The sequence below is a fragment of the Erwinia persicina genome (assembly GCF_014838825.1).
In the GTDB taxonomy this organism is placed as follows: domain Bacteria; phylum Pseudomonadota; class Gammaproteobacteria; order Enterobacterales; family Enterobacteriaceae; genus Erwinia; species Erwinia persicina_A.
In genome coordinates this window covers 379398-404498 of the sequence record NZ_JACYMO010000003.1, presented here as the reverse complement: position 1 = coordinate 404498, position 25101 = coordinate 379398, and the positions used below count along the sequence as shown (strand labels likewise).

At 56.9% G+C, this 25101-nt stretch carries 20 protein-coding genes and 3 tRNA genes; 9 read left to right on the top strand and 14 right to left on the bottom strand.

The features are described 5' to 3' along the window. Positions 1-29: 29 nt before the first annotated feature. The 4 genes from IFU29_RS11005 to syd all read right to left on the bottom strand — a co-directional run bounded on the left by IFU29_RS11005 (position 30) and on the right by syd (position 2768). Entirely contained in the window at positions 30-479 is a 450-nt protein-coding gene (locus IFU29_RS11005; RefSeq protein ID WP_191933964.1) for a flavodoxin, read from the bottom strand. 27 nt (positions 480-506) lie between these two features. After that, positions 507-1280: a tRNA pseudouridine(65) synthase TruC gene (gene truC, locus IFU29_RS11000; protein ID WP_191933963.1), complete on the bottom strand. Its 774-nt coding sequence runs from the start codon at positions 1278-1280 to the stop codon at positions 507-509. After that, a complete protein-coding gene (locus IFU29_RS10995) occupies positions 1280-1606 on the bottom strand; it encodes a YqcC family protein (protein WP_191933962.1) in 327 nt (108 codons plus the stop codon). The genes truC and IFU29_RS10995 overlap by 1 nt, the downstream gene beginning before the upstream one ends. A gap of 610 nt (positions 1607-2216) precedes the next feature. Further along, positions 2217-2768: a SecY-interacting protein gene (gene syd, locus IFU29_RS10990; RefSeq protein ID WP_191933961.1), complete on the bottom strand. Its 552-nt coding sequence runs from the start codon at positions 2766-2768 to the stop codon at positions 2217-2219. Between the two features lie 142 nt (positions 2769-2910). On the opposite strand from syd, the gene queF reads away from it, so the two are divergent. The 3 genes from queF to xni all read left to right on the top strand — a co-directional run bounded on the left by queF (position 2911) and on the right by xni (position 6157). Continuing rightward, a complete protein-coding gene (queF, locus tag IFU29_RS10985; protein WP_191933960.1) occupies positions 2911-3756 on the top strand; it encodes an NADPH-dependent 7-cyano-7-deazaguanine reductase QueF in 846 nt (281 codons plus the stop codon). 253 nt (positions 3757-4009) lie between these two features. After that, positions 4010-5374: a nucleotide 5'-monophosphate nucleosidase PpnN gene (gene ppnN, locus IFU29_RS10980; RefSeq protein ID WP_191933959.1), complete on the top strand. Its 1365-nt coding sequence runs from the start codon at positions 4010-4012 to the stop codon at positions 5372-5374. A gap of 33 nt (positions 5375-5407) precedes the next feature. Continuing rightward, the gene (xni, locus tag IFU29_RS10975) at positions 5408-6157 is read left to right on the top strand and encodes a flap endonuclease Xni (RefSeq protein WP_191933958.1); all 750 of its coding nucleotides are present in this window, start codon (positions 5408-5410) and stop codon (positions 6155-6157) included. 77 nt (positions 6158-6234) lie between these two features. On the opposite strand, the gene rlmM is transcribed toward xni, so the two are convergent. The 4 genes from rlmM to IFU29_RS10955 form a co-directional block, all read right to left on the bottom strand. After that, entirely contained in the window at positions 6235-7335 is a 1101-nt protein-coding gene (gene rlmM, locus IFU29_RS10970; RefSeq protein WP_191933957.1) for a 23S rRNA (cytidine(2498)-2'-O)-methyltransferase RlmM, read from the bottom strand. Then, positions 7328-7723: a DUF423 domain-containing protein gene (locus IFU29_RS10965; protein ID WP_191933956.1), complete on the bottom strand. Its 396-nt coding sequence runs from the start codon at positions 7721-7723 to the stop codon at positions 7328-7330. The genes rlmM and IFU29_RS10965 overlap by 8 nt, the downstream gene beginning before the upstream one ends. An 83-nt stretch (positions 7724-7806) precedes the next feature. Further along, complete coding sequence (locus IFU29_RS10960; RefSeq protein ID WP_191933955.1) at positions 7807-8724, bottom strand: transcriptional regulator GcvA; 918 nt, start codon at positions 8722-8724, stop codon at positions 7807-7809. Between the two features lie 345 nt (positions 8725-9069). Continuing rightward, entirely contained in the window at positions 9070-9294 is a 225-nt protein-coding gene (locus IFU29_RS10955; protein WP_191933954.1) for a YgdI/YgdR family lipoprotein, read from the bottom strand. A 225-nt stretch (positions 9295-9519) separates the two neighbouring features. On the opposite strand from IFU29_RS10955, the gene csdA reads away from it, so the two are divergent. Together csdA and csdE are read left to right on the top strand one after the other, a co-directional pair. Continuing rightward, complete coding sequence (gene csdA, locus IFU29_RS10950) at positions 9520-10725, top strand: cysteine desulfurase CsdA (RefSeq protein WP_191933953.1); 1206 nt, start codon at positions 9520-9522, stop codon at positions 10723-10725. After that, positions 10725-11168 carry a cysteine desulfurase sulfur acceptor subunit CsdE gene (csdE, locus tag IFU29_RS10945; RefSeq protein WP_191933952.1) on the top strand — a complete coding sequence of 148 codons (444 nt, stop codon included), beginning with the start codon at positions 10725-10727 and terminating at the stop codon, positions 11166-11168. The genes csdA and csdE overlap by 1 nt, the downstream gene beginning before the upstream one ends. A 92-nt stretch (positions 11169-11260) precedes the next feature. Here csdE and tcdA read toward each other — a convergent pair whose 3' ends face one another. Continuing rightward, positions 11261-12064, bottom strand: coding sequence for a tRNA cyclic N6-threonylcarbamoyladenosine(37) synthase TcdA (tcdA, locus tag IFU29_RS10940; protein WP_191933951.1), 804 nt, complete (start codon positions 12062-12064; stop codon positions 11261-11263). A gap of 59 nt (positions 12065-12123) precedes the next feature. After that, a complete protein-coding gene (mltA, locus tag IFU29_RS10935; RefSeq protein ID WP_191933950.1) occupies positions 12124-13272 on the bottom strand; it encodes a murein transglycosylase A in 1149 nt (382 codons plus the stop codon). Positions 13273-13477: 205 nt separating this feature from the next. Here mltA and IFU29_RS10930 point away from each other — a divergent pair. The 3 genes from IFU29_RS10930 to IFU29_RS10920 all read left to right on the top strand — a co-directional run bounded on the left by IFU29_RS10930 (position 13478) and on the right by IFU29_RS10920 (position 13833). After that, positions 13478-13554, top strand: a tRNA-Met gene (locus tag IFU29_RS10930). Positions 13555-13631: 77 nt separating this feature from the next. Beyond that, positions 13632-13708: transfer RNA gene (locus IFU29_RS10925), tRNA-Met, on the top strand. Positions 13709-13756: 48 nt separating this feature from the next. After that, positions 13757-13833: transfer RNA gene (locus tag IFU29_RS10920), tRNA-Met, on the top strand. An 87-nt stretch (positions 13834-13920) separates the two neighbouring features. Here the strand turns inward: IFU29_RS10920 and amiC are convergent. Further along, positions 13921-15168 carry an N-acetylmuramoyl-L-alanine amidase AmiC gene (gene amiC, locus IFU29_RS10915; RefSeq protein ID WP_062744241.1) on the bottom strand — a complete coding sequence of 416 codons (1248 nt, stop codon included), beginning with the start codon at positions 15166-15168 and terminating at the stop codon, positions 13921-13923. Between the two features lie 231 nt (positions 15169-15399). Between amiC and argA the strand changes: the two genes are divergently transcribed. Next, positions 15400-16755: an amino-acid N-acetyltransferase gene (gene argA, locus IFU29_RS10910; protein WP_191933949.1), complete on the top strand. Its 1356-nt coding sequence runs from the start codon at positions 15400-15402 to the stop codon at positions 16753-16755. Positions 16756-16828: 73 nt separating this feature from the next. Here argA and recD read toward each other — a convergent pair whose 3' ends face one another. From recD to ptrA, 3 genes are read right to left on the bottom strand one after another with little or no spacing between them, the layout of a single operon-like run. Continuing rightward, the gene (recD, locus tag IFU29_RS10905; RefSeq protein ID WP_191933948.1) at positions 16829-18667 is read right to left on the bottom strand and encodes an exodeoxyribonuclease V subunit alpha; all 1839 of its coding nucleotides are present in this window, start codon (positions 18665-18667) and stop codon (positions 16829-16831) included. Next, the gene (gene recB / locus IFU29_RS10900; RefSeq protein WP_191933947.1) at positions 18664-22200 is read right to left on the bottom strand and encodes an exodeoxyribonuclease V subunit beta; all 3537 of its coding nucleotides are present in this window, start codon (positions 22198-22200) and stop codon (positions 18664-18666) included. The genes recD and recB overlap by 4 nt, the downstream gene beginning before the upstream one ends. Then, positions 22197-25082, bottom strand: coding sequence for a pitrilysin (gene ptrA, locus IFU29_RS10895; protein ID WP_191933946.1), 2886 nt, complete (start codon positions 25080-25082; stop codon positions 22197-22199). Before ptrA ends, recB begins: the two co-directional genes overlap by 4 nt. Positions 25083-25101 lie beyond the last annotated feature (19 nt).

The following is a 25101-nucleotide window of genomic DNA, read 5'->3' as shown; positions in this document are numbered from 1 at the left end:
GAGACAACACGCAGGGATGGGGTCCGTCGCTAGCCGAGGCGTTTCGCCCACGCCTCTACCCAGGGTGACGTCACCTCTTCCGGTTCCGGGTGTTCCGTTGCATCGACCAGCAGCATCTCGCCAACGCGAACCGCTTGCTGATCCTGCAGTAGTTCCGCAAACTTTTTACCTCCGCCGCAGAAGTCATCGTAGCTGCTGTCTCCCAGCGCAATAATGCCGTAACGCAGGGTGGGCTGATAGCCGAGCTTATCTTTGATGCCGTTGTACAGCGAGACTATGCTGTCCGGCAGATCGCCCTGACCGGTGGTAGAGGTGACCACCAGCGTGACCTGCTCTGCGTAGCGCTGCCAGTCTTCCAGCGTCGGATCGTCAAAAATTTTCACCTGATGGCCCGCGGCCACCAGCAGGGGTTCCGCTTCTTCTGCCACTAACAGGGCATTACCGTAAACGGTACCGACAAAAATGCCTACCTCAGCCATGCTTTTCTCCATTATTAATGCTGATTGTTATTCACTATCCTGCGGGCTTTGCGCCGCGAACTCAACCCGCGGCACGTCAGGGAGGCAATGCTGCCAGCCGAACCGGGCCATCGCCGATTGCCAGACGCCATCCAGCCCGGCACAAAGCCGCAGGGGGTCACCGGTAACCGGATGGGTCAGGAGCAGCTCGCTGGCGTGCAGCATCAGACGATTCAAACCAAAATGGGCTGCCGCAGCCCGGTTCTGCTTGAGATCGCCGTGGGCGCTGTCACCAATGATCGGGTGTCGCAGATGGGTCATATGACGCCGGAGCTGATGCTTACGCCCGGATTCAGGCTTCATCTCCACCAGCGAATAGCGCGTGGTCGGGTACGGACCGGCCGGAACCGGCTGTTCGACGGTAACCAGTCCGCGCCAGTGCGTGACGGCTGGCTGCGGCGCTTTCTCTGGTTGGCTGAATTTATCAGCAATTTTATCCAGCTCTTCTGTCAGCGCATACTCCAGCCGATCCTCACCTTCCAGCCAGCCGCGCACTACGGCATGATAGGTTTTTTGCAGCTGGTGCTGCTCAAACTGCTGAGAAAGCAGGCGCGCAACCTCGCTGGAGAGCGCCATCAGCAGAACGCCGGAGGTGGGCCTGTCCAGACGATGTACGGTAAACACATGCTGCCCGATCTGGTCGCGCACCGTCTGCATCACAAACTGCGTTTCATGACGATCCAGCCAGCTGCGGTGTACCAGCCAGCCGGAGGGTTTATTGACCGCCACCAGCCACTGATCCTGGTAAATAATCTCCAGCATCAGTTGGGCGACTCAAACAGCTGGTCAAGCGCATTTAAACGGTGCAGCAGCTGGGCACGTTCAGGGATCTCGCCCTCCAGCCAGACTTCATAATAGGGGGCAATGGCCAGCGAAACCGGTAATTCGGCCTGGGCATCCAGCAGCGCCTGCATTCGTGGCAGAAAAACCCACTGCAGCCACTGCAGGGGCGTCATAGTATCAACACAGAAAGGTTCCGTGCTGGCAAACGCCTCGCTATTGGGGGCTATCGCCTGCCAGAGACCGGCGGTTTTAAGCTGCGTTTCAATCGCCAGCAATCGTTCCTGAACCTGCTGTTCACGCATCATGAGCAACCTCCTGATTAGGCTTCGGGGATAATGAGCGCAAAGCATATCACTGGCGCTGCACAGGGCAAAAATTTCAACAAAAAAAGGGGCACTGTATAAACAGTGCCCCTGGTTCGTTTGCAGCGTTCCGGCTACCTTTATGCTCCCTGCTCATCCTTGAAAACTATTCCTGTGCTCTCCTGAGCGAAGCATCATCCTGATGCAAGTCCTTTGACATCCCTGACAACCGAATCATCCTGTTCGGTTCACATTCTCCTTCCTGGAGGTGTCCCTTACCTCATCCTGAGGTGTCCTTGCTTCTTCCCGAAGCCTATCCCTGATACATCATCCAGACGGGTCCGACTCATTCCGTGAGTGACATCATCATGATGTCTGTTCCAGTCCAGCGCATCCTTTGCGTTGGGTGCTATTCTGCCCGATCAGCATAAGCAAACAAGACACCATGACGTGCTTTTTAAACGTATTACACGCAAATATCAGCAACCGAGCTCATAACGTTATGATCTACAATATTTTTACAAAAAGAACGAATCTGATATCTGCACGATTCGTAGCGATCTCTCACAGCGTTTGTGAGAGATATCGCACACAAGGAATGGTTTTACTCTGATCAACGCTCGCTAAGAGGTTGTAAAAGAATAAGAAAGTTCTGAACTGAGGGGGCGATAACCTGGCGTTTTGTGGTACCTAACTGCTCGATAACGACTTCACCACTTATGTTACACACCGACACCACCTCCAGTTCAGACTCTGTGGTAGCGATAAAGAGCGTGGGGGCATGTTTAAGACGACGCTTCATCACCAGGTGCCCGATCAGGTTTTCCTGAACGCGCACGAAGTCATCTTCACTCCACACCTGTACAAGAGACATCCGCTGACCGGAAAAAGTTCCTTTCATGTCGCCAGAAAATTGCGCGGTGTAGAATCCGGCAACGGACGGTTGCAGTCGCAGGTCGAGCGCACGTTCAACGGCCTCAAGATTTTTCGCCAGCGTAAAGGGTTGAGGCTGCCACCAGACCTCATCCTCATGCGTGGCAACGATGCAGGGAGAAGGGATTCCGTGCAGGTCGGCACTGGCGGGCGCGTGACCATGATGCTGCTGCCAGAGATCGCAATAGCGCTGACTAAAATCGCGTAATGCCTGTGACGTTTCTTCGATCATTATTTTTTCACTCTTTGCTTGCTGAGTTACACTGACTGCCTGTGGTACTGCTTATCGTTCACGCGCCTGGCGCGCAGACAGTACCCAACCGTATTCACGCATCTGCCACGGTGGGTGCCCTAAGGTAACACAAGGTAACACCATGTCTTCATACGAGCATCATCAGGCGCTGGAAGGCCTGACCCTGGGGAAACCCACAGAATATCACGACAGCTACCAGCCCGATCTGCTGCAGGCGGTACCGCGCAGCCTTAACCGTGAGCCGCTGGGCCTCTATCCCGACAACCTGCCGTTTAATGGTGCAGATATCTGGACGCTGTATGAGCTGTCGTGGCTTAACAGCAAAGGCCTGCCACAGGTCGCGATAGGGGAAGTTACGCTGGATGCCGGAAGCGTGAACCTGATCGAATCGAAAAGCTTTAAGCTGTATCTGAACAGCTTTAATCAGACCTCTTTTGCGGACTGGGGTGATGTCCGTCAGACGCTGGAGCGTGACCTGAGCGCCTGTGCCCAGGGCAAGGTGAGCGTGGCGCTGTTCCGACTGCAGGAAATCGAAGGGCAACCTGTCGGCCGCTTTAGCGGTGAGTGCATTGATGAGCAGGACATTACGATTGATAACTATGCGTTCAGTGCTGACTACCTGCGTGATGCCACGACCTCTGAACGGGTAGAAGAGCAACTGGTGAGCCATCTGCTGAAATCCAACTGCCTGATCACCAACCAGCCTGACTGGGGCTCGGTACAAATCAGCTATCGCGGCCCCCGTATTCGCCGTGAAGCGCTGCTGCGTTATCTGGTCTCTTTCCGCAATCATAATGAGTTTCACGAACAGTGTGTTGAGCGTATTTTCAACGATATTCAGCGCTACTGTCAGCCAGAAAGTCTGACCGTGTATGCCCGCTACACGCGGCGCGGCGGGTTGGATATCAACCCGTGGCGCACTAACGATACATTTGTTGCCAGCCGTTCACGTCTGGTTCGCCAGTAAATCAGCGGCCCCGACGTTAACCTGTTGTTAAATCTCAATGAAAAAGGCTACTCTGGCTTCGGGCAGCGCGATGACGCCTTTGGCGTCTGTTCCGATACGGGGCGGCCAGAAAAAGAGTCGCCCGTGACGACGATCGCTGTAAGGGCAGACCGCCATCTGGCGGTTCGCCCGCGATGTTGCTTAAGGATATCTTTTCTCTGCGACCGCGAGGTTGTGGAGTCACTGCACACCCGGCGGGTGTAAAGGAGTTCACTTGATTACACATGTCAGCCCTCTTGGCTCAATGGATCTGCTGTCTCAGCTTGAAGTCGATATGCTGAAACGCACGGCCAGCAGCGATCTCTATCAGCTTTTCCGCAACTGCTCACTCGCTGTCCTCAACTCCGGTAGCCAGACCGACAGCAGTCAGGAACTGCTCTCCCGGTTCGAAAGTTTCGACATTAACGTGCTGCGTCGTGAGCGCGGCGTGAAGCTGGAACTGATCAATCCACCGGAAGAAGCCTTCGTTGACGGACGTATAATTCGCGCCCTGCAGGCCAACCTGTTTGCCGTACTGCGCGACATTCTTTTCCTGAACGGAAAGATCGACAATGCCGGGCGCTTCCAGCAGTTCGAAAGCGACGATCCGGTGCATATTACCAATCTGGTATTTTCTATCCTGCGCAATGCCCGCGCCCTGCACGTGGGGGAAGAGCCGAACACCGTGGTGTGCTGGGGGGGACACTCCATCAATGCCATTGAATACCAGTACTGCCGGAGCGTCGGTTCCCAGCTGGGTCTGCGCGAACTGAACATCTGTACCGGCTGTGGCCCGGGGGTGATGGAAGCCCCGATGAAAGGAGCTGCGGTAGGTCATGCCCAGCAGCGTTACCGGGACAGCCGCTTTATCGGCCTGACTGAACCCTCGATCATTGCCGCCGAACCGCCTAACCCGCTGGTTAATGAACTGATCATCATGCCGGACATTGAAAAACGTCTGGAAGCTTTTGTGCGCATCGCTCACGGTATCATTATCTTCCCGGGCGGTGTGGGCACGGCGGAAGAGCTGCTCTATCTGCTGGGTATCATGATGAACCCACACAACCACGACCAGGTGCTGCCGCTGATCCTCACCGGTCCGAAAGAGAGCGCTGATTACTTCCGCGTGCTGGACGAGTTTATCGTCAATACGCTGGGTGATGAGGCACGCAGGCATTACACCATCATTATTGATGATGCAGCAGAAGTGGCGCGGGTGATGAAAAAAGCGATGCCGAAGGTCAAAGAGTACCGTCGTGAAACAGGCGATGCCTACAGCTTTAACTGGGCGCTGCGTATTGCCCCCGATCTGCAAATGCCGTTTATGCCGAGCCATGAGAATATGGCGAATCTTAATCTTTCATCTGACCAGCCGGCCGAACAGCTGGCAGCGGCCCTGCGCCGCGCATTCTCCGGCATCGTGGCGGGAAATGTGAAGGACGTTGGTATCCAGGCCATTAAAGAGAAAGGGCCGTACAAACTGCACGGCGATCCGGAAATCATGCGACGCATGGACGATCTGCTGCAAGGGTTTGTTGCCCAGCATCGTATGAAGCTGCCGGGCAGCGCTTATATTCCCTGCTACGAAATCATTAAGTAAAAGAGCGGCCTGCGGGCCGCTCAGGGTTATCTGATGATACATCTGTTAATTATCGATGCGCTGAATCTGATCCGGCGCATTCACGCCGTACAGGGGTCCCCCTGCCAGGAAACCTGTCTGAATGCCCTGCAACAGCTGCTGCTCCACATCCGCCCGACCCACGCTGTAGCCGTCTTTGACGACGACGACCGCAGCAGCAGCTGGCGTCACCAGCTGCTGCCGGACTATAAAGCGGGACGTTCACCAATGCCGGATACGCTGCGTAATGAGATGCCGCTGTTGCGCGCGGCCTTTGCCAGCATCGGTATCGCCAGCTGGCATTCTGCGGGGGATGAGGCTGACGACCTGGCAGCGACGCTGGCCAGCAAGGTGGCCGCCGCAGGCCATCAGGCAACGATTGTCTCTACCGATAAGGGCTACTGTCAGCTGCTGGCACCGGCGATTCAAATCCGCGATTACTTTCAAAAGCGCTGGCTGGATGTGCCTTTTATTGCCGCTGAGTTTGGCGTATCCCCCGCGCAGCTGCCCGACTACTGGGGGCTGGCCGGCATCAGCAGCAGCAAAATCCCCGGCGTGGCAGGCATTGGCGGTAAAAGCGCCAGCCAGCTGCTGCAACAGTTCGGCACGCTGGAGGCGCTCTATCAGCAACTGGACCAGGTGCCGGAAAAATGGCGCAAAAAGCTGGCAGAACACCAGCAGATGGCTGAGATTTGCCGTCAGGTGGCCACGCTGAAAACTGATTTAGTGCTGGAAGGAAATCTGAAGGATTTACGTCTGCCATAAACGGCAGGATAAGAGAAAATCGGCCCGGACGCAGGGCCGATCGCAGTGACGATCGACCCTGACAGCACGCGACGGCGTTATCGTTCGTCGCGACGCCCCGGTGCAGCACTCCAGATACGTCGGATATGCACCGTGACTTCTTCGCGGTCATGATAAAGCTGGCGCGCCTGAATCTGGGCGTTGATCCCGTTCGCTTTCAGTTTTTCGTCGATCATCGCCAGGTTCTGTGACACTTCTTCGTAGCGCTTTTTCATCGGCAGCTTGAGGTTAAAGATCGCTTCCCGGCACCAGCCGTTGACCAGCCAGTCGGCCATCAGGTTAGCCACACGGATCGGTTTTTCCACCATATCGCAGACCACCCAGTAGTTATTGCTGCGCGTCGGCCGGTATTTGAAACCGTCTTCACGCTGGTGGAACACCTGCCCGGTATCCATCAGGCTGGGGGCCATCGGACCGTTATCGACAGCATTGACCATCATGCTGCGCTGCACCAGCTGATAAGTCCAGCCGCCGGGACAGGCCCCGAGATCCACGGCCCACATGCCGCTGGCCAGGCGCTCATCCCACTCGTCGGCAGGGATAAAGACGTGAAACGCCTCCTCCAGCTTCAGGGTCGAACGGCTTGGCGCATCGGAAGGGAATTTCAGTCGCGGAATACCCATAAATAGTGCGGAATTATTCTGCGGCAGCGAATAGCCCACATAGCAACAGCCGGAGGCAATAAAGAACACGTGAACCACCGGACGCGTGTTGCTTTCATAGTTAAGCAGGATCCCCTGTTTACGCAGGCTGGCACGCAGCGGTACGGTAAACTTACGGCAGAACCTGAGCAGCTCTTTACTGGCATTGGTATCCGGAACTTCGACGCGCAGATCGCCGCCCTTCTCCACCACCCCGGTCAGCATACCCGCCACCGGCGAAATGCGGTCTTCCGTCGGCAGATCGCGCAGCAGTTCGCCCACCAGGATCATCTGGCGGGAGAAAATCAGTTCACTGAACGGCAGCGCATTAAGCAACTTTTCTGCGTCGTCCTGCTGGTAGCACTCAAACAGCACGTAAGCCGAGTCATCTTTAACCCGGGCAAAACCATACACTTCCCGCTCTGCAGCTTTCGCCGTGATTTCGGCAGCACACTCTTTTTCAAAACCCTGACGGCAATACAGCAAAATTTTATTCATGGCGATCTGCCCTTTTTTTCAGACGCAGTGCGCCAACCAACATCAAAACCCAACCCAGCAGGAAGCAGGTGCCGCCAATGGGGGTGATATACACCCACAGTTTCAGGTGCGACAGCGCCAGACAGTACAGACTGCCGCTGAACAATACGGTACCGAGTGCCAGAAATGCGCTACTCCAGTAAAACCAGATATTGGCCCGACGCAGCATCGCTGTCGCCAGACCCAGTATCGCCAGGGTATGAAACCCCTGATAATCCAGCCCGGTTTTCATCCAGGCCATTTCTGCGCTTCCCAGCGACTTGCTTAACACATGGGCACCAAATGCCCCCAGCATCACGTAGAAGAATCCACTGATGGCGGCGAAAATCAGCATTGCACGACTGGACATAACCTCATCCTCTTTCAGAACAGGGGGTGTGCCCCCTGCTGCCCGTTCTTATTCCCTGCCGCATATCGGCGAGGGCAGTGCGATCAGTGATCGTAACGAAAACGAAATTTTTCTTGTTCGCTGGCCGCTTTTGCCAGGATCCACTGTCGGAAGGCGGCTATTTTACCCAGTTCTGCCTGACTGTCATGACAAACCAGATAAAAAGCATTTTTACTGACTAATACATCATTGAACGGACACACCAGCCTGCCCGCTTCAATTTCACTCTCGGCCATCACATTGTTGGCCAGCGCTACCCCCTGACCGTGGATCGCCGCCTGCAGAACCATGGCGCTGTGGCTGAAAATCGGCCCCTGCTGTACGTTGATACTATTAAGGCCCAGTTGGCGAGTGTACGCCTGCCAGTCGCGGCGCGAGGCATCGTGCAGCAGCGTATGCCCTGCCAGTGCGGCGGGCGAAGTGAGTGGACGATCCCCTGTTAACAGCAGCGGTGAACAGACGGGCAGCAGATATTCCGCATAGAGTTTCTCTACGCGCAGCCCTGGCCAGTTGCCGCGCCCGTAGAAGATGGCCACGTCAACATCATCAGCCAGTTTCTCTTCATCACGATCCACGGCCTGGATACGCACATCGATTCCCGGATAAGCTGAGTTAAAGCTGGTCAGCCTCGGAACCAGCCACTGAATGGCAAAACTGGGCAGTAAACTGACCGTCAGCGCGCCTTTCGCACTGCGGGCCTGCAGCTTGCGCGTGGCATCATTCAGCGCGGTGAAAATCTCTTTAATATCGAGGTAATAACTTTGCCCCTCTTCGGTCAGCAACAGCGACCGGTTACGGCGGCGAAACAGCTTCAGGCCCAGAAAGTCCTCCAGTGACTTAATCTGGTGGCTGACGGCAGCCTGGGTGACAAACAGTTCTTCGGCAGCTTTAGTAAAGCTGAGATGACGCGCCGCAGCGTCAAAAACCCGCAGCGCATTTAAAGGAGGTAAACGTTTCGACATGGTAAATGGGTACTTTTCATCGCGACAAGGCGTTGCTCTGTTACACAGAGTTACGTATTAGTTTTTTTTATCCGAGGCATTATAAATTGTCCGTTGAGGAACTACCAGCAAATACCTATAGTTGCGGCACTTCCTGAGCCGGAACGAAAAGCGCATTAAAATTTTGTGTTAACTCGCGGAATTTTGAGGGGCTTTTGGCTTGTGTCGTGATGTTGTGTTTGCATTTGACCTGACGATTTTCAGGTCTGGTAGCCTGGCTACCACACATTCCTGTAGATTTACCCTGTCTGTCCATATTGATTTTTAATAGCACCGCCAAGCGCGGTGCTTTTTTTTACCTGAAATTTACTGTCCCATCTCGACCATCTCTTTGACATCAGAGCGGTTGATCTGCTGTTTTGATCCATTGGCATCTTTATAGCTGATCATCCCGGTTTCATCGTCTACCATAGGCTTGCCATCGGCAACGATTGTCCGGCCGTCATTGGTGTGCATAACATAGTTACTTGAACAGGCAGCCAGCGACAGTGTCATGGCACAGGCGGCGATTACAGCAGCGAATTTTTTCATTTTTTATCTCTCCAGTATGAGACAGGAAATACCCGACGAACTGTCAGAAAAGCGGCAAAAAAACACAACAAAACAGCCTACTGAGACAGCCTTCTGTTTGCGGGTAAACACATAAAGCAGTCATAATTCAGCATAACGCGCTTTTTCAGCTTTGCCAGAAAACCACATTCATTTCAGTCTGGTCCTAAAAAAGCACGAACCACCCCAGAGGAATGTGTACAACGTATGACGTCATTTAACCCCCAGCGGTTTCGCCAGCAGTTTCCCGCCCTGAACGAGGGGGCCTGCTATCTCGACAGTGCCGCAACCGCGCTGAAACCACAAAGCGTGATCGATGCGACGGAACAGTTTTATCGCCTGAGCGCGGGTACGGTTCACCGCAGCCAGTTCGCCGCCGCCCGGCATCTGACTGAACGCTTTGAGCACGCGCGAACCCAGGTGGCATCCCTGCTGAATGCCGCAGACAGTCACAGCATCGTCTGGACGAAAGGCACCACTGAGGCCATTAACCTCGTGGCGCAAAGCTGGCTGCGCCCGCGCCTGCAGCCGGGGGATGAGATTGTGGTCAGCGAAGCCGAGCACCATGCCAACCTGGTACCGTGGCTGATGGTGGCAGAGCAGACCGGAGCCCGCGTCGTCAGGTGGCCCATCGGTCAGGATCGTCTGCCGGACCTCCACCTGCTTCCGGGCCTGCTTAATGCCCGTACCCGCCTGGTGGCCATCGGGCAGATGTCCAACGTTACCGGCGGCTGTCCTGATCTGAAGCAGATTATCGATCTTGCGCATGGCTGCGGGGCAAAAGTGATGGTGGATGGCGCACAGGGCGTGGTTCACTGCCCGCCGGATGTTCAGGCGCTGGATATTGATTTTTACGCTTTTTCGGGTCATAAGCTGTATGGTCCAATGGGTATCGGCGCTCTCTATGGTCAGGCCGGGCGACTGGCAGAAATGGTTCCGTGGCAGGGCGGCGGTAAAATGATCACCCGCGTGGACTTCGATGGATTCACCCCCCAGGCCGTTCCCTGGTGCTTCGAGGCCGGTACGCCAAATGTGGCCGGCGTCATTGGCCTGAGTGCCGCGCTGGAGTGGTTAAGCCACGTGGATACGGCCGCCGCCGAACGCTGGAGCTGTGAGCTGGCCTCTCAGGCGGAAGCCCGTCTGTCGCGACTGCCTGGCTTCCGCAGCTATCGTGCCAGCCACTCCAGCCTGCTGGCCTTTGATATTGCCGGCGTCCATCACAGCGATGTGGTGATGCTGCTGGCAGAAAGTGGTATTGCCGTTCGCGCCGGTCAGCACTGCGCCCAGCCGCTGCTGGCGGCTTTAGGCGTCAGCGGCACGCTGCGTGCCTCTTTCGCCCCGTATAACACCCCGGAAGACGTGGACGCGCTGGTCGCGGCCATGACTACCGCCCTGACGCTACTGGCTGATTAATGACGAATTTATCCCTGATTGCTCCCCACCCGTTTGGTGACACGATTACCGCTGACTCACTGATAACGCAATTTTCCACCTTCAGACAGTGGGAGGAACGTTACCGCCAGCTTATCCTGCTGGGCAGACAGCTGCCTGCGCTACCCGAGGCATTGAAAAGCGTTGAGATTGAATTAAGCGGCTGTGAAAACCGCGTCTGGCTGGGCCATCAGGTGATGGAGAGCGGACAGCTGCACTTCTTCGGTGACAGCGAGGGGCGGATTGTGCGCGGACTGCTGGCCGTGCTGCTCACGGCGGTCGAGGGAAAAACACCGGCACAGCTGCAGCAGGAGGATCCGCTGGCCCTGTTCGCCGCCCTGGGATTAATGGCGCAGTTGAGCGCCTCACGCAGCGCGGGCTTACAGGCGATGGCGGCAGCGGTAATGCGGGCAGCCAACGAATAAAAGAGGGGCCGCTTACCGCTGCGGATAGAGGGTTATGCCAGGGCTTGTGTCAAAGAGCTGACCGGAACAGAACGTCAGCCCCCTGCGTTGGATTAGCCCTCGCGGACCGCTTTTGCCATCATTTTCTTCAGCACGTGTGAAACCGCGACAAAACCAAATGTGGCGGTCACCATTGTGGCCGCGCCAAACCCGGCGGCGCAGTCCATCCGCTTTGGCCCTTCTGCGGTACTGCGTGACGCACAAACTGAGCCATCCGGCTGCGGGTACATCAGCGCCTCGGTAGAAAAGACACAGTCAATTCCCAGTTTGCCTTTGCTGTTTTTCACGATATTAAAATCGCCTTTCAGCCGCTCACGTAGCTTGGCCGCCAGCGGATCCTGAATGGTTTTCGCCAGATCTGCCACCTGGATCTGTGTCGGGTCAATCTGGCCGCCCGCGCCGCCCGTGGTGACCAAAGGGACTTTATTACGACGGCACCAGGCCAGCAGCGCCGCTTTTGGTCGCACGCTGTCAATCGCATCAATGACATAGCTGAAATCTTTGCCAATCAGCCCGGCGGTATTGTCCGGCGTAATAAAGTCATCCACGCAGATCACCCGACACTCCGGATTAATGGCCAGAAGACGTTCGGCCATCACTTCGGTTTTCGCCCGGCCCACGTTCTCTTTCAGCGCGTGAACCTGGCGATTGGTGTTAGTGACGCAGACGTCATCCATGTCGATCAACGTAATCGCCCCGATGCCCGTTCGCACCAGCGCTTCCGCCGCCCATGAGCCCACGCCGCCAATGCCAACCACACAGACGTGTGACTCAGCAAAAAGCTGGAGCGCTGACTGACCATACAGGCGCGCCGTTCCGCCAAAGCGTTGCCGCCAGGCGTCTGAAAGAACCATCATTCATTATTCCTCGAAACGCGTCTCAACGAACGGCGGGCCGGCAGGCGGCCCGCCGGGGTTTACTGGCTGACCAGCAGCCCCCCCTGAGAAGCGTTATTCTGTGCAGACGAGAAGAGTGGCGTTCCGGCACCGGGCGCATTCTTCAGCACCCAGACGCGGCCGTAATGGTTGAACCAACCCGCCATATGCCCGGCATCCGGGCCAATTCCCTGGTAAATATCAAAGTGTTGACCTTTAATGGCGCCGCCAACGTCCAGCGATACCATCATGCGCATCTCATATTTTCCGGTAAATTTACCGTTGTTGTCCAGCAGGGGTATTTCAGCCAGCAGAGCAGTTCCCGGCGCGATCAATGCGCGGTCAGACGCCACCGACGCTTTTGCCACCAGAGGCACTGCGCTGGCACCGCGTACCGGGGCAAAATTCTCAGGCTTGAAGAACACAAAGGAAGGGTTCTGTTCCAGCAGTTCGCGGACCTCCGCCGGGCTGTGCTCCTCTCCCCACTGGCGGATAGCCTGCATCGACATGTCTTCACGTTTTACTTCGCCGCGATCGATCAGAACCTTACCGATGCTGCGATAGGCATGGCCATTTTTGCCACCGTAGCCAAAGAACATCAGCGGCCGGCCGTCGCCATAATCAACATAGCCGCTGCCCTGCACGTCCATAATAAAGTTATCCATCAGCGAATTGCTGTAAGCCGCCACGTAGCGGTCATCCAGCGCACCGCTGTAAATCTCCGCACGGCTGGGCAGTTTTCTGCCCTTTGCACGCGGCGGCATACGGTATAAAGGATACTGGAATTCGCCCTGACGGGTATAGCGCGCCTGAATTACCGGCGTGTAATAACCGGTAAACTGGACGTTGCCATAATTGTCTGTTCCTTCCATCTGATACGCGTCCAGACCAAACTGGCGCAGCTGGCGGGTATCGCCACCGGCCATCAGCCAGCTCTCTATCGCGCTGTAAGTCCCCGCCTGCCGGGAGTACATTGCCGAAGAGGCAAAACGAATCTGAGAAACCTGGTCGGCAAAGTCCTTACCATTGACCGGGCGTCCTTTCGCATTGGGCTGATTGACCAGCGCCAGAGGCTGATCGAGTTTTCCGTCCTTATACTGCTGCCCACGATCGGTGGGTTTTGATGAACACCCTGCCAGCAGCGCCAGCAGTGTGCCGGTCACCAGATATTTTGCCCAACCTGCTTTCATGCCTTCTCTACCTTTATACGGGAACCCTGCGCGAAGATAGCAAAGGCACCGCCAGAATAAAATGCGCCAGTGGTAAAGAGCACCGGCACTTGTGCAACTTTTCAACATTCTGGCGAAGAAATGTATAACAAGCACGATTTTAACCACTTATCTGCAAAAAGGGGTTGCAAGAAAACCCATCAGGCGTATAGTGCGCATCCACGGACGCGGGATGGAGCAGCCTGGTAGCTCGTCGGGCTCATAACCCGAAGGTCGTCGGTTCAAATCCGGCTCCCGCAACCAATTAACTGAAGTCAGTATGATTGAGTTAAGCAGCAGTAAAAGAACGTTGTCGTGATGGAAGCGACAAACCACGCGGACGCGGGATGGAGCAGCCTGGTAGCTCGTCGGGCTCATAACCCGAAGGTCGTCGGTTCAAATCCGGCTCCCGCAACCAATTTCCGTCGTGGGTGGGGAAGTAAAAGTAGTAAAAGCGTCAATCGGACGCGGGATGGAGCAGCCTGGTAGCTCGTCGGGCTCATAACCCGAAGGTCGTCGGTTCAAATCCGGCTCCCGCAACCAATCAAGCACCCTTAAGGGTGTTTTTTTGTATCTGTCGTTTACCCCCCTCCCCCCCTGAATTGCAGCGGAATCCCTTCCGCCCAATGACTATTTATGCGGGGCCAATGGTGCGCCGCTGGCAAAGTAGGCTTTAATCCCGGCCAGAATCGAATCCGCCACCTGATGCTGAAAACGCGTAGTGCGCAGCTTACGCTCTTCTTCAATGTTACTGATAAAGGCGGTTTCCACCAGAATCGACGGAATATCCGGTGCTTTCAGTACCGCGAAGCCCGCCTGGTCCACGGTGCGTTTATGCAGATGATTAATTTTTCCCATCCGTGACAGCACCTCTTTCCCGAACTTAAGGCTGTCATTGATCGTCAGGCTTTGCACCATATCGAACATGGTGTGGTCCAGGTAACGGTCGCCGCTCATACTGACGCCCCCAATCAGATCCGACTCATTCTGCGTCTTTGCCAGAAAACGGGCAGCGGTACTGGTGGCCCCTTTCGTCGACAGCGCAAACACCGACGATCCGCGCGCCGCACGGCTGGTAAACGCGTCCGCGTGAATAGAGACGAACAGGTCGGCCCGCTGCTTCCGCGCCTTAGCCACCCGCACTTTCAGTGGAATAAACACATCTTCATTACGCGTCATATAGGCGCGCATATTCGGCTGCTTGTCGATCAGCGCCTTCAGACGGCGACCAATCTTCAGCACCACATCCTTCTCGCGGGTCTTATGTTTACCTACGGCCCCGGAGTCTTCGCCTCCGTGGCCGGGGTCGATCATAATGACGATGGGCCTGTCCCTGCCGGCCTTACCCGGTAAAGCCGCATCGGCGGGCTGGCTGCGCTCCAGCTCCCCCTGATTGTAATCTTCCAGCAATGCCAGCAGCGGATCATCCGTGTACTTCTGCGACATGGCCGGATAGAGATCCAGCACCAGGCGGTTATTGATCCCGGCCACCGGGGCCAGCGTGAAGATGCGTGGGGCGACATTCTGCTTCAGTTCCAGCACCAGCCTGACGGTGTTGGGGGTAAACTGGCCGACGCGGGCATTTTTGATATAAGGGTCGTCCGATCGCACCAGATTTCCCACGCGATTCAGAACGGCATTTAGCCGGATGTTTTCGATATCCACCACGACCCGCTCGGGATTGCTCAGGGCAAACTGCTTATATTTAAGCGCGGTATTTGACTCAATGGTCAGGCGTGAGTAGGTAGAAGAAGGCCAGAGACGGATAGCCAGTACGTGACTGCTGGCGGCGAAGCCGATACGGCTGAAGCTGAGTAAGCAGGCTGCCCCTGCTCCCTGTATTAACCGCCGCCGGTTAAGAGAAGTTGAATCGGTCATGCCGCTCCTGATGCTGTGATGTGTCTAATAAAAAGCCAATAAGATAAATTTTGCAAAAACTTTAACGAATCCACCCGGCAGTGTCACCCCAAAAAAGCGAATAAATGCAGGGCATTAGCCACCAGGAAATACGGTAGCGGGTGATAAGTAAGGATAAATGGGGCTTGCACCTGACCCGATAAAAGAATAAAAATACACTTTTATCGAATAATAATTCAAAGAGGATTTGCCGTGAAGGAACGTAGTACCGAGCTGGTTCAGGGATTTCGTCATACCGTTCCCTATATCAACGCCCACCGTGGTAAAACGTTTGTCATTATGCTGGGTGGGGAAGCCATCGAGCATGAGAACTTCTCAAGCATCGTTAACGATATTGGCCTGCTGCACAGCCTGGGCATCCGCCTGGTTGTGGTTTACGGCGCACGGCCACAGATTGACGCCAGTCTTGCAGAGCGCAATCTGGCCCCTCTCTATCATAAGCACACCCGCGTCACGGATGCGCCTTCCCTGGAGCTGGTAAAGCAGGCAGCTGGCCGTTTGCAGCTCGATATCACGGCCCGCCTGTCGATGAGCCTGAACAATACGCCGCTGCAGGGTGCGCATATTAATGTGGTGAGCGGTAACTTTATCATTGCGCAGCCGCTGGGCGTGGATGACGGCGTAGACTACTGTCACAGCGGCCGCATCCGTCGTATTGATGAAGAGGCGATCCATCGCCAGCTGGACAGCGGAGCCATCGTGCTGATGGGGCCGGTTGCCGTCTCGGTGACCGGGGAGAGTTTCAACCTGACCTCGGAAGAGGTGGCAACGCAGCTGGCGATCAAGCTGAAAGCTGAAAAGATGATTGGCTTCTGCTCTGAGCAGGGGGTGATAAACAGCGAAGGTGACATCGTGTCCGAACTGTTTCCAAACGAAGCGCAGCAGCGCATCGAAGAACTGGAAACCAGTGATGATTATCATTCCGGCACGGTGCGTTTTCTGCGCGGTGCCGTTAAAGCCTGCCGCAGTGGCGTTCGCCGCAGTCATCTGATCAGCTATCAGGAAGACGGCGCGCTGTTACAGGAGCTGTTCTCACGCGACGGTATCGGTACGCAGATTGTGATGGAGAGCGCCGAGCAGATCCGCCGTGCCACGATTAACGATATTGGTGGCATCCTGGAACTGATCCGCCCGCTGGAGCAGCAGGGCATTCTGGTGCGTCGCTCACGCGAGCAGCTGGAAATGGAAATCGATAAGTTTACGATTGTTGAACGCGATAACCTGACCATCGGCTGCGCTGCGCTCTATCCGTTCCCCGAAGAGCAGATTGGTGAAATGGCCTGCGTGGCAGTCCACCCGGATTACCGCAGTTCGGCACGCGGCGAGGCACTGCTGGAGCGCGTAGCGTTACAGGCGCGGCAGATGGGGTTGAAAAAACTGTTTGTGCTGACCACCCGCAGTATTCACTGGTTCCAGGAACGCGGCTTTGTGCCGGTAGATATTGAACTGCTGCCGGAAAGCAAAAAACAGATGTACAACTATCAGCGCCGTTCCAAAGTGCTGATGGTCGACCTGCGGGAAGCCAACGCACATACACGGCAGAGTTAATCGCGCACAGTGCGATCAGCTTCCCGGGGTGACCGTCTGTTCTGGTCGCCCCGGCAGGATCCCCACGCCGTCCCTACACCCTCGTTAAACGATCGACCAGCCCGCTGCGCCTTTGCGTGCGCATCTTCACTGCGGCGTTAAACACGCCGTTATCGGCGTACAGCGTTAGCTGCCGTTTGGCACGCGTGATGGCGGTATACACCAGCTCACGCGTCAGCACCGGCATGACCTGATTCGGCAGCACCATCAGCGTATGTTCAAACTCCGATCCCTGAGACTTGTGGACCGTCATTGCCCACGCACTGTCATGTGGCGGCAGGCGGCTGGGCTGTACCGCTTTGATCGTGCCGTCCGGCAGCGGGAAGTACACTTTCAACTGCTGCTCGCTGTCCGGCATTGCAATGCCGATATCGCCGTTAAACAGGCCAAGCGCCCGATCGTTACGCGCGATCATGACGGGACGTCCGGCAAACCATTTTCCATTGACCGCCATGTTACGGCGGATCAGTCCCGCCTGGCGCAGCGACTGCTCAATACGGTCATTCAGCCCGGCGACGCCAAACGGCCCCTCTCGCAGGGCACACAGGAGCTGGAAACGACCGAATTCGGCCAGAATCTCCGCCGGAGCGGCACCAGCCGCCAGCAGCTTGAGATAGCCACGATAGCCCGCCACACAGTCATTCAGCAGTTGCTGATAATCGTCGCTGCTGCTTAACGCATGCCGCCGGATATCGCTGAACGCCCCCTGAAATACCTGTTCCACTCGCTTCACCTCGCCGGCATTGACCGCCAGCGCCAGCTGGCCAATACCTGATGACTCGGTGAAGCGATAACTTTTGCGCAACAGGCAAATTGTATCGCGTACCGCAGAGGCACGGGTGTCTTCACGTCCGGCCACCTCGCATCCGGTCAGCCTTGTCAGTTGCGCGGCACGCTCCGGACTGTAGCCCAGTTCGGCGCAGCGGCAGATATCTCCCAACACGGCACCGGCTTCCACCGAGGCCAGCTGATCGCGGTCACCGAGAAAAATTATCCGCGCCTGCGGGGGCAGGGCCGCAATCAGGTTGGCCAGCATCGGCAGATCGACCATGGAAGCTTCATCCACGACCAGCACATCAAGATGCAGCGGGTTGCCCCGGTGATAACGCATCCGCTGGCTGCCCGGCAGCGCACCGAGCAGGCGGTGCAGCGTGGTGGCTTCGCCGGGGAAACGACTCAGGATCGCTTCATCAAGCTGCAGTTCCTGCAGAGTTTTACCCAGCGACTCTGTCAGCCTGGCCGCAGCTTTTCCGGTGGGTGCTGCCAGTTCAATGCGCGGCGCACTGGCTGACAGTTCGATCAGGCTGGCAAGGAGTTTGGCCACCGTGGTGGTTTTCCCGGTGCCCGGTCCGCCGGAAATCACCGACACCTGGCAGGTTAGCGCCACCGCAGCGGCAATCTTCTGCCAGTCATCAGGCTGTTGGCCAAAATAACGATCCAGCGTCTGGCGCATCGGTACTTCATCCAGCGTCACGGTCTGCTGCCGGCGCTGCACAAACTCCGCGACCTCGCCTTCGCTCTGCCACATCCGGTGCAGATACAGGCGCTGCTGATACAGCACCAGCGGTGTGGCTGACTGCCCGTCACTGACAGCATGTTGCGCCAGCAGACAGGCTGACCAGTCCTGGGGTGTGCCGGCAGCCTGCCATAAGGCCTGCGCCAGCTCTGGATGACGCCCGGCAAAAAAGGCCTCCGGGTGAAGCTGATCGAGCGGCAGGCAGACATGCCCTTCCCCCGCATCGCGGCTGACCAGCGCGGCAGCCAGCATCAGCGCTGGCTGCTGTGCCGTCGCTACCATCTGCGCAAACTGTACGTCAAGCGGACGCAGCAGCCGCAGGCGCTGTGCCTGCTGTAACCCTTCCATTAGCGTCATGCGGGCTCCGCGTCGTTTGCAAACAGCTGGTCCAGAGCAGTGACAAAATCTGCCTGTGGCCGCGTGCTGTATATCCCGTTGCTGCCCTCCGTGCCGTCCAGGCCACGCAGGAACAGATAAATGACGCCACCAAAATGGCGTTCGTAGTCATAGTCGGCCAGACGATGGCGCAGGTAGCGATGCAATGCCAGGGTATAAAGCTGATACTGCAGGTCGTAACGATGCGACCGCATTGCCTGCGCCATCGCTTCCTGGGTGTAGGCGCTACTGTCCTCACCCAGCCAGTTAGATTTGTAGTCCAGCAGGTAATATTTCCCCTGCCAGCAGAAGACCAGGTCGATAAAACCTTTCAGCATGCCCTGCACCTGATAAAAGTCCAGCGGTGGACAGCCCGCAGAGAGCGGATCCTGGCGCACCACCTTATCCAGCGCATCGGCGGTGAGCAGGCGTGAGATCGGCAGATAAAACTGAAGTTCGACCCGCCTGACGTCCGGTGTCAGAAGACGCAGGCTGACACCACTCTCATTCAGGGGGGTATGCAGGATGCGCTCAACCCAGTCGCGCATCACCGGGAACCAGGCCTCGTCAAGCCCCTGCCCACTCAGATGCCGCGCCAGCCAGTCGTCCTCCAGCGGAGCGGTAAATTCCAGCGTTTCAAACAAACCGTGCAGGAACGTGCCCGGTGCCGCTCCGCGTGGGAAACTGTGCGGCGTCAGCTGTGGCCCCCGCTCATCACTGGCTTCTCCCACCGCATCCACGTCCAGGCGCGGCAGCAAATCCAGTGCCGGGGCATGACCATGCTGTTGCAGGCCGGAATAACTGGTGACGCGCCAGTCGTCGCGCAGTGAACGCCGCAATTGCTGGCTGCTCAGTACCTGCGGATCTTCACGTTCCGGCTGCCACGGCGTATCGTCAGGCTCCTGCGGAATGACAATCGCTGTCGCTGCGCTTTGCAGCGTCAGCAACGCTGCCCTCAGACCAGCGGCATCCGCAGGTTCACCCTGCTGGACAAGATAGCCCAGCGCACTGCGGTGCAGGTCGCTGTTACCCTCTTTTTTGCGGGTACCTTTGATCAACGGCGCAATGCCGACGCTACAGTGGAAGACTGAGCGGGTCAGCGCCACGTAAAGCAGACGCAGATCCTCCGCCAGCCTCTCCTCCCCGGCCAGCGCCACGCTCTCTTCCCCCTGTTGCAGGTCGAGCAGCGCTTCAAACGTCTGGCGGTCGTGATAGACACCATTTTCCGCTTCACGGAAGTTGGCAACAAACGGCAGCCACACCAGCGGATACTGCAAGCCTTTCGATTTATGGATGGTGACAATCTGCACCAGGTGACGGTCGCTTTCGAGGCGCAGCTGCTGATTACTGACCTGACCATCCGGCTGCTCCACCTGCTGGGCCAGCCAGCGCACCAGCGCATGCTCACTGTCCAGAGTCGCCGCCGCCTCCTGCAACAGTTCTCCCAGGTGTAGCAGGTCCGTCAGACGGCGTTCACCACTGTCGGAGGCCAGCAGGTTTTCGGCAATATGTCGTTTCACCATCAGATCGCGCAGCATCGGCAGCACGCCGCGCTTCAGCCAGCGCTGCCGGTAGTCAGCAAACTCATCCACCAGCGCATCCCAGGCGCGCTCATCCTGGTTCAGCGCATCAAGCTCCCGCGCATCCAGGCCCAGCAGGCTGCTGGCCAGCGCGCTGCGCAGCGTGCGCTCCTGTTCAGGTGCCAGTACCGCCTGCAGCAACCACAGCATCTCGCGGGCTTCCGGGGTGGTGAAGACGCTGTCGCGGTTAGAGAGGTACACCGACGGGATCGCCAGACCCTTCAGCGCCTCCCGCATCACCGACGCCTCGCTGCGGCTGCGCACCAGGATAGTGATATCGGAGGCACGAACCGGCTGCTGTTTTCCCACCTTACCAATCAGTGCGGTACCCTGCTGACCCGCCGTAAGCCAGCGGCGGATCTCCGCTGCACACTGGCGTGCCATAAACTGTTGGTAATCACTTACCCCCACGCCATCGCCTGGCTGTAGCCAGAACTGCAGGGCCGGTTGTTCCTGCCCGTCGAGGCTGAAGCTCAGGCTGGCGTTAGGCTCTGCCGGGCTGACGGTGATAAAGGGAATATCGCTGAATAAGAACGGGTTGCGCTGGTGTAAAAACAGTTGATTAACGCCTTCAACCATCGCGGGTGATGAGCGCCAGTTAGTCTCCAGCGTATAGTGGGCGCTAACTTCTGCACGTGCTTTCATGTAGGTGAAGATATCTGCTCCACGAAAAGCATAGATAGCCTGTTTTGGGTCGCCGATCAGCAGCAGTGCGCAGTCCGGCTGTCCGGCATACAGCGTATGAAATATGCGGTATTGCTGCGGATCGGTGTCCTGGAACTCATCGATAAGCGCCACCGGATAGCGCTGACGGATGGCCATTGCCAGCGCCGCACCGCCGGGCTGCTGTAGCGCCGCATCGAAGCGCCCGAGCAGATCGTCAAAGCCGAGCTGGGCGTGCAGACGTTTCTCCTGCTGAGTCACAAAGCGCACTTCGTGCAGCGCGCGGGCAATCACCAGGTCGCGCAGCGAAAGCGGTTGAGCCAGGAACGCATCAATCTGGTCAAACAGCGCATGACGGGGCGGCTCCCCTTTTTTCGTTTTTTCTGACAGCACGCGCTGACCGAAGCGCTCAAGGTCTTTGATAACCTCATAGTCTTCCGTCACCGTTTGCGCCCACTGGGTGATTTTCTCCAGCCAGTTAGGTAAGTGCTTACTACTATAACTACGCTTGTCCACGCCAGAGGATTCGACCAGCGAGAGCAGGTCGCCCGCCGCCAGCCACGCCTGTTTCAGTGCATCAATTTGCGCAATGATTTTTTCATGGCGCTGCTCCAGCGTTTCATCGGGCGCCGGGGCCGACTTCAAGGCCGGCGCTTCCCCTCCCAGCCACGGCGACAGCGTTTTCAATAGCTGCTCCGGTCCGTCCCAGAGCTGGCGAACCACCCGGGCGACAGGAAGCGGGAGTGGATAACAGTGTCTGCGCCAGAAGTCCGCCGTGGCCCGGCGGCGCAGCGGCGTTTCGTCCTCAATCAGCACCTGCTCAAACAGCATTCCTGATTCAAAGGCATTGAGGTTGAGCATACGCTGGCAGAAACCGTGAATGGTAAAAATCCCGGCTTCATCCATCTGTCGTTCCGCCGCCAGCAGCATCGATGCCGCCCGGGATAAGTCGGTTACTTCGGCCATCAACGCCGCCAGCATCGGATTCTGACTCTCGCCCCGCACGCAGGCAATGCGCAGCTCGTGAATATTGGCGCGGATACGCCCGCGCAGTTCCGCCGTGGCGGCTTCGGTAAAAGTCACCACCAGGATCTCTTCCACCGACAGCGGGCGGCTGAAGGCGGCCTCGCCGCCGCCCAGCCCCAGCAACAGGCGCAGATAAAGCAACCCGATGGTAAAGGTTTTCCCGGTCCCGGCCGAGGCCTCAATCAGGCGCTCGCCCTGCAGCGGCAGGGTTAACGGATCGAGCCGCTCAGGTACCCGTGGGTTCATGGCTTATCCTGGCTCACCGGCAATGACTGCTGCAGCGTAGAGAGGTCTTTCCACGTGGTGAACCCTTTCTCTGCGGCATAATCAGCCTTGCCGTGGTGGCTGCCCGATACCTGCGACAGCAGCGCCAGTCCCGTCGGTGCCATTACCGCCTGATGGAAGAAATCAGCGATAGCCTGCGGCGTCAGCGCCTGAACCTGGGCAATCACTTTCTCACGGGTATCGAAACGGTAGTTTTCACGGTCAAAATCTTTGGTGTAGCGCCCGGCTTCTTCATCCAGCGTCTGCGGACGCTGCCTGAGCTCATTGATCATCGCGGCCTGATACTGGGCGAAATCCGCTTTGCTCATCTCACGCAGACGCTTTTCAGCCGTCGGATAAAACGCCTTAAAGCGGCTTAACAGGTAGGCAGGCTGCTTGACGTTGCTTTGCAGCAGGAAGCCGATCCCCCACTGGCGGCCGACCGGCATCTGGAAGGAGAAGACCGCATAGCCGAGCTGCTCTTCGGTGCGCAGCTGGTTGTAGAACCACGGCTGGACGATCTGGCTTAGCATGGCACTGCTGGCCATGCTCTGATATTCAGTAAAGCCCAGGGGGACATACACCGCAGCCAGCGCAGAGTCGGTGCTGCTTCCCGGCTGTTGCAGGTTAGCCAGCACTTTTTTATCCACTGTAACGTGCTGGCTGTGCCACCAGTCGCTGCCCTCACAGTTAAGCTGATGTTTTACCTCATTCGCCAGCTGGCGTACCGCCTCAGGAGTCATATTGCCGACCACCATCAGCTCAGGCGTGGCGTTTTCCAGCAGCATTTTACGGTAGTCAAGCAGCTGCTGTAGCGTGATGCCTGGCAGGAGCTTGCGGCGTTCGCTGCGTTGGGTATAGGGTAGCTGTGACAGTAACTGTGCGGGCTGGATGGCCAACTCAAACGCTTTGCCCTTCTCGGCCGCGTCAAGACGCTCAAGGTACCAGGACTTGGCCTGCTCCAGCTGTTGCTCTGTGGGCGTAAAGCTGGCATAACCGGCCAGCAGCTGGCCCATCAGTTTCGGCAGGCGCTGAGTAAACCCACTGGCGCTGAAGGAAACGCCATCATCTTCACCGGTGGAGAAGCTGATGCCACCCACCGAGGCCTGTGAGCTCAGCTCATCCAGAGCCACCCCTGCCAGGTAATCATTTAGTGCAAACAACACCTGATTCTGCGCCGTGCTCATTGATGCTTTATTACGCAGTGCCAGCGTGATGTTCGCTTTCGGTTCATTGGCATAATACTGGCTGGGCATGTAGAACACGCGCAACCCTTTCTCATTCACCAGCTCCTGCGGACGTGAATAAGGCTTACCCGGTTTAATCAGACTGAAATCATCCGGTATATAGGGGTTAAGCTCCGGCAGTGACAGGGAAATTTTATCGCTGGCTTTCTGCCAGTCGCTGAAGCGCTGTGCGGAAATATGATCGACCTGATAGGGCGCATCGACAAAGTAGGCGGTTTTATTGTGCGGCTCTTTCGGGCTGATGAACCAGATACGGGCATTCTGTGGGGTCATCGCGTCCAGCCGCGCGTTGACCGCTGCGGGATCAAAGCGATCGGCGATATACGGGGCAACCAGGGTATCGGCCACCGGCACACGCAGCATGGTATCCACCAGCCACTCGATATAGTCCATGTCACGGGTAATCGACGGATAGCGGAAGTCGAGATCCAGCACGTGCGACACTTCATCAAAGTAACGTTTATCAATGCCCTGGGTACGCAGGGTTTTCAGATAGCTGAAGACCGCCGCGATCACCTCATCACGGTTGGCCTGCCCTTTATCGGTCAGGGAAATCGCGATGGCGAATACACCGCCGTTGCGGTCAATCATCGGGTCGGCACCGGCGTTCACTGAATCGGCCAGCCCCTGATTTTGCAGCCAGTCTGACAGCGTATTTTTACTGCGGTTACCGATCAGATAACCGATCAGTGTGTCCGTTTTGCTGCGGTATTTGTCGCTGTTGTTATCAATACGAAATTCGATTTTAAGCTGCTTGCGCGGCTGGGCGGGGACGTAGTGAATAATGATGCCTTTCTGCTGGTCAGTCACCACCGGCACGGTGATATCCGGCACCGTCGCCTGCCGGTTTTCCACACGGCCAAACGTCGCGGCAGCAATTTTTTCCAGCTCAGGCATCGGCTGATTACTGTAGATCACCGCCTTCATTAAATTGGCAGAGTAGTAACGATGATAAAAGGCTTTCAGCGCATCGTGCAGGTTGCTGCCTGGCTTATCGCTCAGAGTCTCCAGGTTACCGCCAGCAAAATGCGAACTGGGGTGCAACGGGTTAAGCGTCTCAGCGTTCACCTGCGACATACGCAGACCATCACGCGAACGGGCCATTGTCAGTTCAGCGTTGACCGCATGGCGTTCCCGGTCAGCGTTAACCGGGTCAAGCAGTGGTTCTGCAATGGCATCGGCCAGACGATCGACAGCAGGCTGCAGCGCATCGTTTTCTACCTCCAGGTAGAAAGCCGTGCGGTAAGACGCCGTGCTGGCATTATGGCTGCCGCCGTGCTTTTTCAGGAATTCGGCAAGGTTATCCGGCTGCGGATAACGTTTCGATCCCATCAGCACCATATGTTCAAGGTAGTGGGCCAGTCCGGGCTGTTCGGTGGGGTTTTCCAGTGAACCCACGGGGAGTGTCAGCGCCGCCAGCGATTTCGTCGCCTGCGCGTCAGAGACCAGCAGCACAGTCATGCCGTTATCTAACGTAATGGCCTGATACTGGCGAGGGTCCTTCTCACTTTTTCGGATAGTGTCAGTAATCGGCTGCCAGCCTTGCTGCGCCTGAACCAGCGGGGCAAACAGCGTGACAGAAACAAAACAAGCTAACCAGACTGCATAACGACGCATTCAAACTCCTCAACGGGCT

What these genes read in the sequence shown, in the direction of transcription:
- csdE (WP_191933952.1), top strand. Translation starts at nt 10,725, where the DNA reads ATGACGAATTTATCCCTGATTGCTCCCCACCCGTTTGGTGACACGATT.
- ptrA (WP_191933946.1), bottom strand. Translation starts at nt 25,082, where the DNA reads ATGCGTCGTTATGCAGTCTGGTTAGCTTGTTTTGTTTCTGTCACGCTG.
- csdA (WP_191933953.1), top strand. Translation starts at nt 9,520, where the DNA reads ATGACGTCATTTAACCCCCAGCGGTTTCGCCAGCAGTTTCCCGCCCTG.
- syd (WP_191933961.1), bottom strand. Translation starts at nt 2,768, where the DNA reads ATGATCGAAGAAACGTCACAGGCATTACGCGATTTTAGTCAGCGCTAT.
- IFU29_RS10965 (WP_191933956.1), bottom strand. Translation starts at nt 7,723, where the DNA reads ATGTCCAGTCGTGCAATGCTGATTTTCGCCGCCATCAGTGGATTCTTC.
- rlmM (WP_191933957.1), bottom strand. Translation starts at nt 7,335, where the DNA reads ATGAATAAAATTTTGCTGTATTGCCGTCAGGGTTTTGAAAAAGAGTGT.
- IFU29_RS10955 (WP_191933954.1), bottom strand. Translation starts at nt 9,294, where the DNA reads ATGAAAAAATTCGCTGCTGTAATCGCCGCCTGTGCCATGACACTGTCG.
- recB (WP_191933947.1), bottom strand. Translation starts at nt 22,200, where the DNA reads ATGAACCCACGGGTACCTGAGCGGCTCGATCCGTTAACCCTGCCGCTG.
- mltA (WP_191933950.1), bottom strand. Translation starts at nt 13,272, where the DNA reads ATGAAAGCAGGTTGGGCAAAATATCTGGTGACCGGCACACTGCTGGCG.
- tcdA (WP_191933951.1), bottom strand. Translation starts at nt 12,064, where the DNA reads ATGATGGTTCTTTCAGACGCCTGGCGGCAACGCTTTGGCGGAACGGCG.
- amiC (WP_062744241.1), bottom strand. Translation starts at nt 15,168, where the DNA reads ATGACCGATTCAACTTCTCTTAACCGGCGGCGGTTAATACAGGGAGCA.
- IFU29_RS10995 (WP_191933962.1), bottom strand. Translation starts at nt 1,606, where the DNA reads ATGATGCGTGAACAGCAGGTTCAGGAACGATTGCTGGCGATTGAAACG.
- queF (WP_191933960.1), top strand. Translation starts at nt 2,911, where the DNA reads ATGTCTTCATACGAGCATCATCAGGCGCTGGAAGGCCTGACCCTGGGG.
- xni (WP_191933958.1), top strand. Translation starts at nt 5,408, where the DNA reads ATGATACATCTGTTAATTATCGATGCGCTGAATCTGATCCGGCGCATT.
- recD (WP_191933948.1), bottom strand. Translation starts at nt 18,667, where the DNA reads ATGACGCTAATGGAAGGGTTACAGCAGGCACAGCGCCTGCGGCTGCTG.
- truC (WP_191933963.1), bottom strand. Translation starts at nt 1,280, where the DNA reads ATGCTGGAGATTATTTACCAGGATCAGTGGCTGGTGGCGGTCAATAAA.
- IFU29_RS11005 (WP_191933964.1), bottom strand. Translation starts at nt 479, where the DNA reads ATGGCTGAGGTAGGCATTTTTGTCGGTACCGTTTACGGTAATGCCCTG.
- IFU29_RS10960 (WP_191933955.1), bottom strand. Translation starts at nt 8,724, where the DNA reads ATGTCGAAACGTTTACCTCCTTTAAATGCGCTGCGGGTTTTTGACGCT.